Source organism: Bradyrhizobium viridifuturi (assembly GCF_001238275.1).
GTDB lineage: Bacteria > Pseudomonadota > Alphaproteobacteria > Rhizobiales > Xanthobacteraceae > Bradyrhizobium > Bradyrhizobium viridifuturi.
In genome coordinates this window covers 127,162-143,407 of the sequence record NZ_LGTB01000015.1, presented here as the reverse complement: position 1 = coordinate 143,407, position 16,246 = coordinate 127,162, and the positions used below count along the sequence as shown (strand labels likewise).

Here is a 16,246-nt window from a genome sequence, read left to right as displayed (position 1 = left end):
CTTCGGGCGCATGGGGCCGGAACGGCCTGAAGCCGCGTAGCGGGCGACGGCGTTCGCCGCACCCACCTCGCGGATGCTGAGCGATTTCAATCGCTTATGAAAATGGGTGGTGCCCAGGAAAGGACTCGAACCTTCACGGCCGTTAAGCCACTGGCACCTGAAGCCAGCGCGTCTACCAATTCCACCACCTGGGCGTGGGCGCGTTAGTAAGGTTCGGTTACGCGCTTGTCAAATTCAGGAAACGAAAAATCGAATACCCTGTACATGGTGGGGTCGATGGCGTATCGCCAGATGGCTAACCCACGTCAATAACTCCCGAATCCGACAGGAACCACCCCATGGCATCGAACCTGGACACCACAGTCACGGTCTTCGGCGGATCGGGGTTTCTGGGGCGGAACGTGGTCCGCGCGCTCTGCAAGCGCGATTACCGGGTCCGCGTCGCGGTGCGGCGGCCTGAGCTGGCCGGCCATCTCCAGCCGCTCGGCCGGGTCGGACAGATTCATGCCGTCCAGGCCAACGTGCGCTACCCGGCCTCGGTCGAGGCGGCGATGCGTGATTCGCAGGTCGCCATCAATCTGGTCGGCATCCTGGCCGAAGGCGGCGGCCAGAGCTTCGACGCCGTGCAGGTGAAGGGCGCCGAGGCCATCGCCAAGGCGGCGGCCGCGAACGGCGGACGGATGGTTCATGTCTCGGCGATCGGGGCTGACGAAAATTCCCTGTCGGGCTATTTCCGCGCCAAGGCGGAAGGCGAAAAGGCGGTGCAGGCCGCGCTGCCGTCGGCCACCATCATGCGGCCGTCGCTGCTGTTCGGGCCCGAAGATCAGTTCACCAACCGCTTCGCTGCGCTGGCGCGGATCTCGCCGGTGCTGCCGCTGGTCGGCGGCGGCGTCAACACGGTGCAGCCGGCCTATGTTGCCGATGTCGCCGATGCGGTGGCCGATGCAGTCGACGGCAAGGCCAAGGCGGGGGCCACCTACGAACTCGGCGGGCCGGAGGTGCTGACCATGCGCGAGGTGATGCAGATCATCCTCCAGATCACCCAGCGCGACCGAATGCTGGCGCCGCTGCCGTTCGGCCTCGCCAAGCTGCAATCCTACGTCCTGCAATTCGCGCCCGGCCCGTTCACCTTGACGCCGGACCAGGTCGCGATGCTGCGCGTCGACAATGTGGTGTCCGACGCCGCCAAGGCCGCCGGCCTGACTTTCGCCGGCCTCGGCATCACGCCAGACTCGATGGAAGCGATCGCCCCGCAATATCTCTGGCGCTTCCGCGCGACGGGGCAGTTCCAGAAGAAGAGCGCGTAAGCCGAACTCTCTCCACCTGTCGTCCCGGCCTTGAGCCGGGACCCATAACCACAGCTCCCGAGATGTAGAACGCTGGGGCCGCAGCCCTGCGCCATTGAAAGAACTGTGGTTATGGGTCCCTGCGTTCGCAGGGACGACGGAGGGAGTTGTGATTACCTTCCCAGCGCCAGCGCGATCAGGCCGAGCGTGCCGACGATCACGCGCCACCAGGCAAAGAAGGTGAAGCCGTGGCGGGTGACGTAGTTGAGGAACGTCTTCACCACGACCATCGCGACGATGAACGACACCACGAAGCCGACCGCGATCACGCTGAGATTGTCGGAGGTGAAGTCGGCGCGGTTCTTGTAGAAATCATAGGCGAACGCGCCGACCATGGTCGGGATCGCGAGGAAGAACGAGAACTCCGCCGCCGACCGCTTGTCGGCGCCGAGCAGCATCGCAGCCACGATGCTGGCGCCGGAGCGCGACACGCCGGGGATCATCGCCAGGCACTGCGCGACGCCGATCCAGAAATACATCAGCAGCGGGAACCGGGTCGCGTCGTCCTCGTACACCTTGAGATCGAGCTGATCGACCCAGAGCAGGACGGCGCCGCCGACGATCAGCGTGAAGCAGACCACCCACGGATTGAACAGGAATTCCTTGATGTACTTGCCGGCGATCAGGCCGATCACGACAGCCGGCAGGAACGCCACCAGCACGCCGATCACGAAACGGCGGTCGTCGGGATTGGAGAACATGCCGAGCGCCACGCGCCACAATTTGACGAAGTAGAGCGCGAGGATCGCGAGGATCGCGCCGAGCTGAATCAGGATCGCGAAGCTCTTCCAGAAGTTGCCTTCGCCGAGATTGAAGAAGCGCTCCGCGAGCAGCAGGTGGCCCGTCGAAGAGACCGGCAGGAACTCGGTGACGCCCTCGACGATGCCGAGAATCACCGCCCGCAGCATATCCGTCATCATGTTGTGGCCTGCCCTGTGTGGAAAACGGGATTCTTCTCGCTTATTCGCACATTGGCCGCAATCGCAAAAAATCGTCAAACAATGGGTTACCCGGCCGATTTGCTGGGCTATAGCGTTTTTGTGACCCGCGCCATCTGCGAGGGTGGCTACCGGTTTGCGTGCTGACGCGACATAGAGACGAGCGGAACTGGCTTGGCCAAATCGCACGGCCCAGCCGCACAGGTTGATGGTTTCTTAAGCGCCGCGAAACTACCAAGGGCTTCATGTATACGCTGTATCACCATCCGTTCTGTCCGCATTCGCGCTTCATTCGCCTCGTGCTCGGCGAGTATGGCCTCGACCTGCGCCTGGTGGAGGAACGGGTGTGGGAGCGGCGCGAGGCGTATCTCGCGCTCAATCCGGCAGCGACCACGCCGGTGCTGATCGCCGAGGGCTTCCCGCCGATTCCGGGCGCACCCATCATCGCCGAATATGTCGACGAGACGCACGGCCTCGATGCCGGCGAGCGGCGGCTGCTGCCGACGTCGTCGGCCGAGCGCGTCGAGGTGCGCCGCCTGATGGCGTGGTTCAACGAGAAGTTCTTCGAGGAAGCCTCCAACCCGCTGGTGACCGAGCGGATCTACAAGCGCTTCATGAGCGAGGACAACGGCGGCGGTCCGCCGGCGCCTGACATCATGCGCGCCGCCAAGGTCAATGTGCGCTATCATCTGAGCTACATCGGCTGGCTGGCGAAGACGCGGAACTACCTCGCCGGCGACCGCCTCACCTACGCGGACCTCGCCGCCGCGGCGCATCTCTCGGCGATCGACTATCTGGGCGATGTGCCATGGAGCGAGGACGACGCGGCAAAGGCGTGGTACGCGCGGGTGAAATCCCGCCCGTCGTTCCGCCCGCTGCTCAGCGAGTGGCTGGCGGGGGTGCCGGCGTCGCGCACCTATGTGGACCTCGACTTCTGAACCCGGCGGTCAGGCTCTCTCCTTCCGATCTCAAGGCAGCGCTGCAACACGAGGCGCGGGCGCTCGGCTTCGATGCGATCGGCATCACCGGTCCTGATGCGACCAGCGTTGCCGGAAGATATTTCCTCGAGTTTCTCGGCTCCGGCGGCCATGGCGACATGGACTGGCTCGCCGCCAATCCGGAGCGCCGCGCCGATCCGCGCGTGCTGTGGAGTGGCGTGCGCTCGATCATCATGCTCGGCGTCAATTACGGGCCGGACGATGATCCGCTGAAGCTGCTTGCGCGCCGCTCGCAGGGCGCGATCTCGGTCTATGCGCAGGGCGACGACTATCACGACGTCATCAAGAAGCGGCTGAAGGTGCTGGCGCGCTGGCTCGCTACCGAGACCGGCGACGAGGTGAAGGTGTTCGTCGACACCGCCGCCGTGATGGAGAAGCCGCTGGCGCAGGCCGCGGGCATCGGCTGGCAGGGCAAGCACACCAATCTCGTCTCGCGCGCGTTCGGCTCCTGGCTGTTTCTCGGCGCGATCTATTCGGCGACCGAACTGCCGCGCGATGCGAGCGACACGGATCATTGCGGCAGCTGCCGGGCCTGCCAGGACATCTGCCCGACGGCGGCGTTTCCCGCCCCCTACAAACTCGATGCGCGGCGCTGCATCTCGTATCTGACGATCGAGAACAAGGGCCCGATCCCGCACGAATTCCGCAAAGGCATCGGCAACCGCATCTATGGCTGCGACGATTGCCTCGCGGTGTGCCCGTGGAACAAATTCGCGCAAGAAGGACGCGAGCAGAAACTCGCGGCGCGCGACGCATTGCGGGCGCCTGATCTCGCCGATCTCGTGCGACTCGACGATGCAGCCTTCCGCGCGCTGTTCACCAAGTCGCCGGTCAAGCGCATCGGCCGCGACCGCTTCATCCGCAATGTGCTGATTGCGATCGGCAATTCCGGCGACGCAAAGCTCGCCGGCGAAGCGCGGCGCCTGCTCGACGATGCGAGCCCGCTGGTGCGCGGAGCCGCGGTGTGGGCGCTGTCGCAACTGATCGCGCGCGATGAATTCGCGGCGCTGGCGTCACGGGCCGGCGGCGAGCCCGACATCACGGTGCAGCAGGAGTGGCGCGCGGCTGCCGCCTCTTGATTTCATCGCGCCATTCCCGTCATGGTCGCCCGCCATGACAAACCAGCCTTTCTTCACCCGGCACGGCGACGGCTTCATGCCGACATCCGTCGCCAACGGCCCCTGGAGCCCGGAATCGATGCACGGCCGCGTCGTGATCGGCCTGCTCGGCTTCGTCATCGAGGAGCGCCACGGCTCCGACGATTTCGTCCCCGCGCGGCTGACCGTCGATATGTTCCGGCTGCCCAACATCACGACACCGGTCGAGGTGACGACCAAGCTCGTGCGCGACGGACTCCGCATTAAGGTGATCGAGGCCGAGTTCATCTCCGGCGGCACCAGCATGGCGCGCGCCTCCTGCCAGTTGTTGCGCAGGACGGAAAATGCGCCGGGCAATGTGTGGTCGCCGCCAAACTGGCAGGTGCCGGCCCCCGCCGACATTCCGAAGCCGACCGATCCGAGGCTCGGCATGAATGGCAAATGGGAGACGCGGCCGATCGTCGGCCACATGGGTTCGCTCGGCGAGCGCAGGCTCTGGATGAGCGAGGTCCGCGAACTCGTCGCGGGCGTGAAGATGACGCCGTTCGTCCATGTCGCGACCGGCGCCGATTTCGCCAGCCCCTTTGCGAACGCCGGCGACCAGGGCCTCGGCTACATCAACAGCGACGTCACGATCTATCTGCACCGTCTGCCGGTGACCAACTGGATCGGCTTCGAGGTCGTCAACCATCACGCCGCCGACGGCATCGCGATCGGCGAATGCTGGCTCTATGACGAAAACGGCCCGATCGGCACGTCGACCGTGGCGGCGCTCGCGCAGCGCAAGCCGATGAGCAACCCGCCGCCGCCGTAATCGTCATCCCGGGCTCGCGCTACGCGCGCCCCGGAATGACGGCGCTAGATCCCGTCGCAGCTCACACGAGATGCCGCTTCATCTCGTCGCGCGCCCGCAGCGCCGTGCCCTGCTTGCCGACGATCTTCGCGATCCGCTCCGGAGCGAAGTTCAAATCGACGAAGGCGGGCGCGGTGTTGGCGACCTCATGGTATTCCGTGATCCTGCCGTCGCGCAGCCGCATGATCGCGACGCCCTCGAACATCGCACGCGCCCCCTTGGCCTCCGGCAGGGTCGAGCGGTAGCTGAACGTGTAGCGCGCGTAGAGCGTTTTGCCGTCGCTGACGGGATCGTGCATCACCCAGCGGAAATCGGTCGCGGTCCGGTAGAACCAGTCGTCGATCATCTCGGCGATCTTGGCGCGGCCCGCGAACGCGCCGTAGAACACGTCGTGATAGACGCCGTCCTCGGTGAAGAGATCCGCGAAGGCCTTGCCGTTGCGCTGCTCGACCGCGTCGCAGAACGCGCGCAGCATCGTTGTCGTGTCCATTGGCTTCTCCCTGTGCAGGGAGCTTAGCCGATCTCCGCCACCGCGGCGATGATCCGCGCGATGTCCTGCGGCCGCGACAGGCGGTGGTCGCCGTCCTGGATCATGGTCAGCACCACGTCCTCGGCCGGCAGCCGGTGCACCAATGCGAACGCATGCTTCCACGGCACGTCGGGATCCTGCGCGCCCTGCAGGATCCGCACCGGGCAGCCGACGTCGATCTTGGCTCCGAGCAGCAGATGGTTGCGGCCCTCCTCGATCAGATTGCGGGTGATCGGATAGGGCGAGCCGTCGCCATATTCGGATGGCCTGAGCCAGACGCCCTTGGTCTCGATCTCGGCGCGGATCTCCGGCGAGAAGCCCTTCCACATCAATTCTTCGGTGAAGTCGGGCGCCGGTGCGATCAGCACGAGGCCGGCGAGTTGCGCTTTCCCACCACTTCGCCGCGCGATCTCGCGCGCGAGCAGCAGCGCCATCCAGCCGCCCATCGAGGAGCCGATCACGACCTGCGGCCCGCTGCAGAACTGCGAGAACACAGCGACGCTCTCCTCGAGCCAGCGGCCGATCGTGCCGTCGGCGAACTCGCCGCTGGATTCGCCGTGGCCGGAATAGTCGAACCTGACGCAGGAGCGGCCGTGCTCGGCGGCCCATGCATCGAGCGCGAGCGCCTTGGTGCCGGTCATGTCCGACTTGAAGCCGCCGAGCCAGACCAGGCCCGGCCCGCCGCCGGCGCGGGCGCGCACCGCGATCCGGCGCGCCTCACGGCCCTCGCCGACCTCGATAAAGGCGGGTTCCTGTCCGGATGCGGCGGTTTGGCTCATGGTTCGGTCACTCGCGTGTCAGAGATCTGCTTTTCAATCGTCACGCGGCAGCGGTCAACGGCAGCTGGCCCGCCTTGCGGAGCAGATGTGCCGGCCATATGTGCCGGGCGTGGCTAAAATGCCTCGCATTTGACGGTTTTGCCGCCTAAAGAAGCGACTTCGCTTGCCCGCCGCAGCGTCTTGCTTCAAAATATCCGCCTCCCTTTCACAACTTTGGAGAGTTACCCATTCGCCGTCCCAATAGAGCCCCGCCCACAGTCGCCAAAGACGGGCCGCGCACCAATGACGAGATTCGCAACGCACAGATCCAGCTGATCGATGCCGATGGTGCCAACAAGGGCACCGTCGAGACCATGGTTGCCATCAAGATGGCCATGGAAGCCGGCATGGACCTCGTCGAGATTTCGCCGAACGTCAGTCCTCCGGTCTGCAAGATCATGGACTACGGCAAGTACAAATACTCCGCGCAGAAGAAGGCCGCCGAAGCCCGCAAGAAGCAGAAGGTCGTCGAGATCAAGGAGATCAAGCTCCGCCCGATGATCGACGATCACGACTACGACGTGAAGATGCGCGCGATGCAGCGCTTCTTCGAGGAAGGCGACAAGGTCAAGATCACCTTGCGCTACCGCGGTCGTGAGATGGCGCACCAGGAGATCGGCACCAAGCTGCTCGACAAGGTGAAGGCCGACGTCGCCGAGTTCGCCAAGGTCGAGCAGGACGCGAAGTTCGAAGGCCGCCAGGTCGTGATGGTGCTGGCGCCGCGCTAATTCGAATTAGTCGCTTTGTTGAAATGGAACGGCCCGTCAGGCGATCTGGCGGGCTGTTTCGTTTCGTAGCCGAGCGGAGTCGTCCGTAGCCCGTGGTACCGACGTCCCCCCTTTCAGGGCGAAGGAGAGGGCGGTTCCGGCCCGATTTCCCGCTTCAAACGTTGCAAAACCACCGATCCTCTGTCATAAGCCGGGCCTTCGCCGCCCGGCTGATCAAGGGCTGCCGTGGCGACGTCTAGTGCAGGTTCTTTCAATTCGGAAAAAACCTTAGCACTTTCAACGCTCTAACGAGCATTTTAGCCGGCCGGACGCCTCTCGGGGCGATTTTCGTGCTGTGCGATAGGAGAGCTAAATGCCCAAGTTGAAGACCAAGTCGGGCGCCAAAAAGCGCTTCAAGGTGACCGCCACTGGCAAGGTCATGCACGCCCAGCGCGGCAAGCGCCACGGCATGATCAAGCGGACGAAGAAGCAGATCCGTCAGCTCCGCGGCACCCGCGTGCTGTTCAAGACCGACGGCGACAACGTCAAGAAGTACTTCTTGCCGAACGCCTGATCGCGCTCACTCGCTTGAACCCTGCCGCTCCTAGCGCGGCGCCCCGTCTCTTCTAGATCTCAAGGATTTCCGTCATGTCTCGCGTCAAACGCGGTGTGACCGCTCACGCCAAGCACAAGAAAGTCTACAAGGCCGCCAAGGGCTATTACGGCCGCCGCAAGAACACCATCCGCGTCGCCAAGCAGGCCGTCGAAAAGGCCGGCCAGTACGCCTTTCGCGACCGCAAGCGCAAGAAGCGCACCTTCCGCGCGCTCTGGATTCAGCGCATCAACGCCGCGGTCCGTCCATTCGGCATGACCTACAGCGTGTTCATCAACGGCCTGTCCAAGTCGGGCGTCGTCGTCGACCGCAAGGTGCTGTCGGATCTCGCGATCCACGAGCCGGTGGCGTTCCAGGCGATCGCCGAGAAGGCCAAGGCTGCCCTCGCTGCTTGATCCTGGCGGGTGCTTCTAGCGGGCCTTCTGGCCCGCTTTCAGCCCCTTCTGCGAAAAGCGCTGGGCGACGATCGCCCGGCAGAACGCTGTGAACGAGCGGTACATGGTGCCGCTTTCGTTGTCGTATTTGTGGTCGCAGCGCTTGAGCTGGCTGGCATAGGCCTTCTTCTGCGACGCTCCGAGGCCGGACAGGAAGTCCGCCTCGCATTTTTTCTCGACCACTTCGCCGAACTGGACGTCGCCGCTGGCGCCGTATTCGCACGCCTCGAAGACCTTCATCGCGCGGTCGCAGCTCGGCGCCTTCTGAAGCTCCGCGATGATGTCGTCCATCTGGGTCGATTTGGCGGGACATTCCTCGGTCGCGGCATGCGCCGTTCCGAGCATCAACAGGACCGCCGGCACGGCCAGGCAAGATCGCAGCAACATCGCGTGGGTCTCCTTCAACTCCCCTTGGGTAGCCCGGCCTCCGCGCTGGGTTCAATGCAGCCGGCCATTGGCCCGAAATGACCGGCTTTTTGCTTGACGTTACGGCCTTCGGGCGGCGACAACCCAGCCGAATTTTGGCGCATGGTTCGGAAGCCGGCTCTTCCCGCCGGATCATGCTCAGCGCAGGAATTGACCGTGTCCGACCTCGCAACGCTCGAAAAATCCATCCTCGACCAGATCACCTCGGCCGCTGATGAAGCCGCCCTCGAGGCGGTGCGCGTCTCGGCCCTCGGCAAGAAGGGCTCGATCTCGGCCTTGCTCGCCACCCTCGGCAAGATGTCGCCGGACGAGCGCAAGACCGAAGGCGCGAAGATCAACCTCGCCAAGGATGCGGTGACGCAGGCGCTCGCGGCCAGGCGCGACGTGCTGAAGGCGGCCGCGCTCGATGCCCGGCTCGCCGCCGAGACCATCGACGTCACGCTGCCGCTGCGCGATGCGCCGGCGGAAACCGGCCGCATCCATCCGCTGAGCCAGGTGTTCGACGAGGTCAACACCATCTTCGCCGACATGGGGTTTGCAATCGCCGAAGGTCCCGACATCGAGACCGACGATTACAACTTCACCAAGCTGAACTTCCCCGAAGGCCACCCGGCGCGGGAGATGCACGACACCTTCTTCTTCAATCCGAAGCAGGACGGCTCGCGCATGCTGTTGCGCACCCACACCTCGCCGGTGCAGGTGCGCACGATGCTGACCCAGAAGCCGCCGATCCGCATCATCTGCCCGGGCCGCACCTATCGCATCGACTCCGATGCGACGCATACGCCGCAATTCCATCAGGTCGAAGGCCTCGTAATCGACAAGGGTTCGCATCTCGGCCACCTCAAATGGATCCTGCACGAGTTCTGCAAAGCGTTCTTCGAGGTCGACCACATCAACATGCGCTTCCGGCCGTCGTTCTTCCCGTTCACCGAGCCGTCGCTCGAGGTCGACATCCAGTGCCGCCGCGACAAGGGCGAGATCCGCTTCGGCGAAGGCGAGGACTGGATGGAGATCCTCGGCTGCGGCATGGTGCACCCGAACGTACTGCGCGCCTGCGGCATCGATCCCGACGTCTACCAGGGCTTTGCCTGGGGCATGGGCCTCGACCGCATCACGATGCTGAAATACGGCATCGCCGATCTCCGCCAGCTGTTCGAGAACGACATCCGCTGGCTCAACCACTACGGCTTCAAGCCGCTCGACATCCCGACCATCGCGGGCGGGCTGAGTTCGTGATGTCTGCGCTTGCGCGCGACATGACGAACAGAGCGACCAAGCTAACCTGATCAACACCAACAAGAACCGAGGCAAGCAGCCGTGAAGTTCACCCTCTCCTGGCTGAAGGAACATCTCGAGACCGACGAACCGCTCGAGAAGCTCGCCGACAAGCTCACCATGATCGGGCTCGAGGTCGAGAACATCGAGGACAAGGCGAAGCAGCTTGCACCGTTCACCATCGCGCGCGTGATCTCGGCCGAACAGCATCCGAATGCCGACCGGCTGCGTGTCTGCATGGTCGACACCGGCGACGGCGGCGCGCCGGTGCAGGTGGTGTGCGGTGCGCCCAATGCGCGTGCGGGACTGGTCAGCGTGTTCTCGCCGCCCGGCACCTACATCCCCGGCAAGGACATCACGCTCGGCATCGGCACCATCCGCGGCGTCGAGAGCCGCGGCATGCTGTGCTCGGCGGCCGAACTGCAGATCTCGGAAGACCACGACGGCATCATGGAGCTGCCGGCCGATGCGCCGCTCGGCAAGGGCTATGCCGACTGGGCCGGGCTCGGCGATCCCACCATCGAGATCAACCTGACGCCGAACCGGCAGGACTGCACCGGCGTGCACGGCATCGCGCGCGACCTCGCCGCCGCCGACATGGGCAAATTCAAGGATCCCGGGATCAAGCCGATCAAGGGCGAATTCCCCTGCCCGGTCCAGGTCAAGGTGGAAGACGCCTCGCTGTGCCCGGGCTTCGCGCTGCGGCTGGTGCGCGGCGTCAAGAACGGTCCGTCGCCGGAATGGCTGCAGAAGCGGCTGACCTCGATCGGCCTGCGCCCGATCAATGCGCTGGTCGACATCACCAACTTCATGACCTACGACCGCGCCCGCCCGCTGCACGTGTTCGACGCCAAGAAGGTGCAGGGCAACCTCACGGTACGCCGCGCCAAGGAAGGCGAGACGCTGCTCGCGCTCGACGGCCGCACCTATACGCTCGACAGCAATGTCTGCGTGATCGCGGACGAGCACGGCGTCGAATCGCTCGCCGGCATCATGGGCGGCGAGGCCTCGGGCTGCGACGACAACACGACAGATGTGCTGATTGAGTCCGCGCTGTGGAACGAGATCAACATCGCGCAGACCGGCCGCAGGCTCGGCATCAATTCGGACGCGCGCTATCGCTTCGAGCGTGGTGTCGATCCGGCGTTCATGGTGCCCGGGCTTGAGCTCGCGACCAGGCTGGTGCTGGAGCTGTGCGGTGGCACGCCGTCCGAGAATGTCGTGGTCGGCAAGCAGTTCGGCGAGGATCGCGTCATCGATTTCCCGCTCACCGAGGTCAAGCGCCTTGCCGGCATCGAGGTGCCGCTGGTCGAGGTGAAGCTGATCCTGACCCGGCTCGGCTTCATGCTGGCCGGCACCGGCCCCGTCGTGAAGATCGCGATCCCGTCCTGGCGCACCGATGTGCAGGGCAAGGCCGACATCGTCGAGGAGATCGTGCGGATCGTCGGCGTCGACAAGGTGCCGATGACGCCGTTCGACCGCGGCGAGGAGCCGCGCAAGCCGGTGCTGACGCCGATGCAGCTGCGCACCCGCCGCGCCAAGCGTGCGCTCGGCGTCCGCGGCATGGTGGAAGCCGTGACCTGGTCGTTCATCACCAATGACGCGGCAAAGCTGTTCGGCGGCGGCCAGAGCGAGCTCGTGCTCGCCAATCCGATCGCGGCCGACCTCTCCGACATGCGGCCGAGCCTGCTGCCCGGCCTCGTCGCCGCCGTTCAGGCCAATATCAACCGCGGCACGCCCGATGTCGCGCTGTTCGAGGTAGGCCAGGTGTTCCGCGGCGACAAGCCCGAGGACCAACTCGTCGCCGCTTCCGGTGTGCGCCACGGCTACGCCTCGTCGAAGGGGATCGGACGGCATTGGACCGGCTCGACGACGGCGGACGCAATGGATGCCAAGGCCGACGCCTTCGCCGTGCTGGCGGCTGCCGGCGCGCCGATGCAGGCGCTGCAGATCGTGCCGGGCGGCCCGGCATGGCTGCATCCGGGACGTTCCGGCACCATCCAGATCGGTCCACAGAACGTGCTCGGCTATTTCGGCGAGTTGCACCCGCGCGTGGCCGAGGCGCTTGGCGCCGACGGTCCGATGATCGTGTTCGAGGTGATCCTCGAGCGCATCCCGCAGGGCAAGCAGCGGGCGACGCGCGCCAAGCCGGTGCTGGAGCTCTCGGCATTCCAGCCGGTGTCGCGCGACTTCGCCTTCATCGTCGACCGCAGCGTCAAGGCCGGCGACATCGTCCGCGCGGCGCAGAATGTCGACAAGAAGCTGATCACTGACGTGACCGTGTTCGACGTCTACGAAGGCAAGGGTATCGATCCCGACAAGAAGTCGATCGCGATCGCGGTGACGATCCAGCCGCGCGAGAAGACGATGACCGACCAGGAGATCGATGCGGTTGCGGCCAAGGTCGTGGCCGAGGTGACGAAGAAGACCGGCGGCACGCTGCGGGCGTGACGCCGACGTTGACGCGGGCGGTGGAATGCTCCCTCGCCCACTTGCGAGGAGAACCTGTCACCGTCACCCAGAGGAGGCCGCATAGCGGCCGTCTCGAAGGGTCGACGGTCCAATTGTGGCCGATTCATCCTTCGAGGCTCGCCCAGCGTCGCAAGCGCGCCGCTGGGCGCGCACCACAGGATGACGGGTCTTGCAGACTTGCAGGGGTTTTTGAATCTCGATACGAGCGCCTAAGCAGATCGAACCCCACTGCCTTCCCATGACCTCCCTCTCCCTGATCCCGTCCGACATCTCGACCAGCATTGCGCTTGCAATCTGCGCGATCGCCTTCGTGTCGGGCACTGCGCGCGGCTTCTCCGGGTTCGGCTCGGCGCTGATCTTCATGCCGCTCGCAAGCAGCGTCGCTGCGCCGCGGCTGGTGGCGGCGCTGCTTCTCATCATCGACTTCATCGCGGCCGCGCCGCTGCTGCCGAACGCCTGGACCCAGGCTGACCGCAAGGCCACCGCCGTGATGGTGGCCGGTGCGCTGGTCGGCGTTCCCATCGGCACCTATTTCCTCACGGTGCTCGAGCCGGTGACGACCCGTTGGATCATCTCCGGCTTCGTCGCAGCGCTGCTGGTGCTGCTGCTGTCGGGCTGGCGCTACCATGGCAAGGATCACGCCGCGCTCTCCGTCGGCGTTGGCGGCCTGTCCGGCTTCTGCAGCGGGCTCGCGCAGACCGGCGGCCCGCCGATCGTCGCCTATTGGCTCGGACGCCCGATCTCGTCGGTGATCTCGCGCGCCAACATCGTGCTGTTCTTCGGCGCCTCGGATTTCTTCTCGCTGGTCAGCTACTGGTTGACGGGACTGATCACGATCGAATCGGCCAAATTCTCGCTGATCGTAGGTCCCGTCTACGGCATCGGCGTCTGGTTCGGCGCCTCGCTGTTCGGCAAGGCCAGCGAGCAGGTGTTTCGCGCGATCTGCTACGCGCTGATCGCCGCCGCCGTCATTGTCGGCCTGCCGGCGCTTGATGGCATTTTGCGCGGCGGGTAGGGTCGGCAAGGCTCAGAAGAAGATTGCGGGAGGAACACCATGATCGATCGCCGCACCACATTGAAACTGGCGCTCGGCAGCGCCGCGATGCTCGCGTCGCCTGTCGTGCGCGCGCAAAATGCCAAGCCACGCACCCGGATCGTGTTTCTCGGCACCAAGGGCGGCCCGCGCGTCGGCATCGGCGCTTCCAATCCCGCCAATCTCGTCGTCGTCAACGACACGCCCTTTGTCATTGATTGCGGCATGGGCGTCAGCCGGCAGCTGGTCAACGCCGGCGTGCCGATCCCGTCGGTGAAATACATCTTCATCAGCCATCATCATTCCGATCACAATCTCGAATACGGCAATCTGTTCTACAACGCCTGGGCCGCGGGCCTCTCCACGCCGATCCATTCGTTCGGTCCCAAGGGCATCGAGGCGATGACAAAAGAATACTGGGAGCTGAACAAGTTCGACGTCGAGACCCGGATCGCGGACGAAGGCCGCCCCGACCCGCGCAAACTGCTGATCGCAAAGGACATCACCGATGACGGCGTGGTGCTGAAGACATCGGACGTCACCGTCACGGCATTCCGCACGCCGCACCCGCCGATCACGGACAATTTCGCCTACAAGTTCGAGACGCCAGATGGCGTGATCGTGTTCTCCAGCGACACCGCCTACAATCCGAAGCTCGCCGAGTTCGCCAAGGGCGCCGACGTGCTGGTGCACGAATGCCTCTACATTCCCGCGGTCGATCGCCTCGTCGCAAAGACCAAGAACGGCGCGACGCTGAAGAAGCATCTGCTCGACAGCCACACCTCGACCGAAGACGTCGGCCGCATCGCCGCCGCCGCCGGCGTCAAGACGCTGGTACTGAGCCACTTCGTCCCCGGCGACGATCCCGATGTCACCGACGACGACTGGACCCGCGATGTGAAGACGAACTTCAAGGGCCGGATCGTGGTGGCGAAGGATCTGATGGAGCTGAAGCTGCCGGTGTGAGGCTGAGGCGCGGCAAAACTCGGACAAATCATGTCGCGGGAAAGCGGATGTATGTCTCGCTGACCGCGCAACACACTCGATGTCGTCCCTGCGAAAGCAGGGACCCATAACCACGAATGGTTATTGGCGAGCGACGTTGGAGCGACGAGTCCCGGTCACAACATCTGCTGCGGCGTATGGGTCCCTGCTTTTGCAGGGACGACACCTGTTGTGCCGCTGCACCCAGCTGCCAAATCACCGCACTCGCGATGGTCAAGCCAGCCACGCGCAGCCGTCATCTCATCCAACCATCAATTCATCGGCCCGGCGGAGCGCGGCGCACGGCGCTGTGTTTTGCGGCGGGCGCAGCGGGCTCCGGCGTCGCATCCTTGGCACCACCGATCCTGCGCAGCGCGGCGTCGGCGGCGCGCTCGCCGCTCTCCCAGGCGCGTCGACGGTGCCCACAGCGTCTCATGGGTGGCCTCGCCCGCAAGATACATCGCGCCGATCGGCTCGGTCAGGATCCGGCGCGAGAATTGCGCGCCCGGGGCTGCGGCCGACATCGCCCCTTGAATGAAGGGCTGTGCATTCCAGCGCGTCGCGCTCGTCTTCTTGATGGACGCACCCACCTCGCTGCCATACAGCCTGGTCAGCCATTCCACTGCAAACGCCGCCATCGCCTTCTCGCCCTGCGCGGACAGGTCGCGGCCGAACGAGCCGGCGACGTCGATCGTGCACAGCGAGGAGCCGGCGATATTGCCGTAGAGCAATGCGGTTTTGGTCGAATTGCTCTGTTCGATGATGACGTCGTCGCGCGACAGCCCAAGCGGATTGCCGGGGATCTGCAATGCGATGCGATCGTAGCTGCCGAGGGTCAGCTTGGCGGCGGCATCGAGCGCGCGCTTCGGAAGCTCGGGCGCGAACTTGATGTTGCCGCTCGCGAGCACGTTGCTCGACACCGTGACGATGGCGGCGCGCGCGGTGATCTTGCCAGAAGGCGTCTCGACCACCACGTCGCGATTGCTCCACAGGATGCGCTGCGCCGGCGTCGACAACACAAGCGGCAGCCCCTCGCCGAGCTTTGCGATCAATGCGCCGAGCCCCTGCCGGCAGGCGATCGCGGTGTTGCGGTCCTGCGCGCGCACCTTGTCGACGGCGGAGAGATCCTTCAGATCCTTGCCACTGAAACTGGCGCCAAGCAGGAACTCCGCGGTACCCGCCCAATCGCCGAGGTCCTTCGGCATTGCGGCGGCGCAGGCGATATCGGCCTTGCGCGAGGCGTCGTCGATGGCGCGATTGGCGCGCACCAGCGCCGCCAGGAATTCCTCGGTCTCGCCGGGACGGGCGTAGCGCCGACCGATGCGGATCTTCTGGCCCACCGGCGCCGTGACGATGTCGAGTCCCGCGGAGCGCGCCAGGCGGATCATCGGATTGGTTTCGGGATTGTGCATCCAGCGCGCGCCGCGGTCGAACGGCACGTCGAAGCTCGATGCATCGGTCTGGCAGCGGCCGCCGACCTGGCCGGACGCCTCCACCACGATCACCTTGCGGTTCGCGGCGGCGATCCGTCGCGCTGCGGCGATGCCTGCGGCACCCGCGCCGATCACGACGATGTCGGCTTCGCGCGGTGCCGGCGCAGCAACGCCGCGGCTGCCCAGCACAGGCGCCAGCGCCAGACCTGCGGATGCCGACAGGAAATCGCGGCGGGTCACTGGCATGACATAGCTTCTGGCATGGTTTCCGGGGACTTGCAGGGAAT

At 65.1% G+C, this 16,246-nt stretch carries 15 protein-coding genes, 1 tRNA gene and 1 pseudogene; 11 read left to right on the top strand and 6 right to left on the bottom strand.

The window, feature by feature from the left end; genetic code table 11:
* Positions 1-107 precede the first annotated feature (107 nt).
* Positions 108-194, bottom strand: a tRNA-Leu gene (locus ALC15_RS15950).
* 144 nt (positions 195-338) lie between these two features.
* Between ALC15_RS15950 and ALC15_RS15945 the strand changes: the two genes are divergently transcribed.
* Complete coding sequence (locus ALC15_RS15945) at positions 339-1,307, top strand: complex I NDUFA9 subunit family protein (RefSeq protein ID WP_050628051.1); 969 nt, start codon at positions 339-341, stop codon at positions 1,305-1,307.
* 152 nt (positions 1,308-1,459) lie between these two features.
* Here ALC15_RS15945 and ALC15_RS15940 read toward each other — a convergent pair whose 3' ends face one another.
* Positions 1,460-2,266 (bottom strand): undecaprenyl-diphosphate phosphatase, encoded by an 807-nt coding sequence (locus ALC15_RS15940; protein WP_050628050.1) that lies wholly within the window; start codon positions 2,264-2,266, stop codon positions 1,460-1,462.
* A gap of 263 nt (positions 2,267-2,529) precedes the next feature.
* Between ALC15_RS15940 and ALC15_RS15935 the strand changes: the two genes are divergently transcribed.
* The 3 genes from ALC15_RS15935 to ALC15_RS15925 are packed head-to-tail and all read left to right on the top strand — an operon-like array spanning position 2,530 to position 5,193.
* Positions 2,530-3,222 (top strand): glutathione S-transferase family protein, encoded by a 693-nt coding sequence (locus tag ALC15_RS15935; RefSeq protein WP_050628049.1) that lies wholly within the window; start codon positions 2,530-2,532, stop codon positions 3,220-3,222.
* Complete coding sequence (gene queG, locus ALC15_RS15930; protein WP_050628048.1) at positions 3,171-4,361, top strand: tRNA epoxyqueuosine(34) reductase QueG; 1,191 nt, start codon at positions 3,171-3,173, stop codon at positions 4,359-4,361. Before ALC15_RS15935 ends, queG begins: the two co-directional genes overlap by 52 nt.
* Positions 4,362-4,395: 34 nt before the next feature.
* Positions 4,396-5,193: an acyl-CoA thioesterase domain-containing protein gene (locus ALC15_RS15925; RefSeq protein WP_050628047.1), complete on the top strand. Its 798-nt coding sequence runs from the start codon at positions 4,396-4,398 to the stop codon at positions 5,191-5,193.
* 61 nt (positions 5,194-5,254) lie between these two features.
* On the opposite strand, the gene ALC15_RS15920 is transcribed toward ALC15_RS15925, so the two are convergent.
* The gene (locus tag ALC15_RS15920; RefSeq protein ID WP_050628046.1) at positions 5,255-5,722 is read right to left on the bottom strand and encodes a nuclear transport factor 2 family protein; all 468 of its coding nucleotides are present in this window, start codon (positions 5,720-5,722) and stop codon (positions 5,255-5,257) included.
* A 23-nt stretch (positions 5,723-5,745) separates the two neighbouring features.
* Positions 5,746-6,540 carry an alpha/beta hydrolase gene (locus tag ALC15_RS15915; RefSeq protein WP_050628045.1) on the bottom strand — a complete coding sequence of 265 codons (795 nt, stop codon included), beginning with the start codon at positions 6,538-6,540 and terminating at the stop codon, positions 5,746-5,748.
* Between the two features lie 227 nt (positions 6,541-6,767).
* Between ALC15_RS15915 and infC the strand changes: the two genes are divergently transcribed.
* From infC to rplT, 3 genes are all read left to right on the top strand, one after another.
* Complete coding sequence (infC, locus tag ALC15_RS15910) at positions 6,768-7,307, top strand: translation initiation factor IF-3 (protein ID WP_050628044.1); 540 nt, start codon at positions 6,768-6,770, stop codon at positions 7,305-7,307.
* A gap of 352 nt (positions 7,308-7,659) precedes the next feature.
* Positions 7,660-7,860, top strand: a complete 201-nt coding sequence (gene rpmI / locus ALC15_RS15905; protein ID WP_008539890.1) for a 50S ribosomal protein L35 — start codon at positions 7,660-7,662, stop codon at positions 7,858-7,860.
* 74 nt (positions 7,861-7,934) lie between these two features.
* On the top strand, positions 7,935-8,294 hold the full coding sequence (gene rplT / locus ALC15_RS15900; protein ID WP_018269297.1) for a 50S ribosomal protein L20: 360 nt from the start codon (positions 7,935-7,937) through the stop codon (positions 8,292-8,294).
* A 15-nt stretch (positions 8,295-8,309) separates the two neighbouring features.
* Here the strand turns inward: rplT and ALC15_RS15895 are convergent, their stop codons facing one another.
* The gene (locus ALC15_RS15895) at positions 8,310-8,720 is read right to left on the bottom strand and encodes a hypothetical protein (protein WP_050628081.1); all 411 of its coding nucleotides are present in this window, start codon (positions 8,718-8,720) and stop codon (positions 8,310-8,312) included.
* Positions 8,721-8,915: 195 nt separating this feature from the next.
* On the opposite strand from ALC15_RS15895, the gene pheS reads away from it, so the two are divergent.
* The 4 genes from pheS to ALC15_RS15875 all read left to right on the top strand — a co-directional run bounded on the left by pheS (position 8,916) and on the right by ALC15_RS15875 (position 14,508).
* Positions 8,916-9,998: a phenylalanine--tRNA ligase subunit alpha gene (pheS, locus tag ALC15_RS15890; RefSeq protein WP_050628080.1), complete on the top strand. Its 1,083-nt coding sequence runs from the start codon at positions 8,916-8,918 to the stop codon at positions 9,996-9,998.
* 81 nt (positions 9,999-10,079) lie between these two features.
* Entirely contained in the window at positions 10,080-12,488 is a 2,409-nt protein-coding gene (pheT, locus tag ALC15_RS15885) for a phenylalanine--tRNA ligase subunit beta (RefSeq protein WP_050628043.1), read from the top strand.
* Positions 12,489-12,747: 259 nt separating this feature from the next.
* Positions 12,748-13,524 carry a sulfite exporter TauE/SafE family protein gene (locus ALC15_RS15880; protein WP_050628042.1) on the top strand — a complete coding sequence of 259 codons (777 nt, stop codon included), beginning with the start codon at positions 12,748-12,750 and terminating at the stop codon, positions 13,522-13,524.
* A 39-nt stretch (positions 13,525-13,563) separates the two neighbouring features.
* Entirely contained in the window at positions 13,564-14,508 is a 945-nt protein-coding gene (locus ALC15_RS15875) for an MBL fold metallo-hydrolase (protein ID WP_050628041.1), read from the top strand.
* Positions 14,509-14,803: 295 nt separating this feature from the next.
* Here ALC15_RS15875 and ALC15_RS15870 read toward each other — a convergent pair.
* A pseudogene (locus ALC15_RS15870) lies at positions 14,804-16,205 on the bottom strand (flavin monoamine oxidase family protein).
* Between the last annotated feature and the right edge of the window lie 41 nt (positions 16,206-16,246).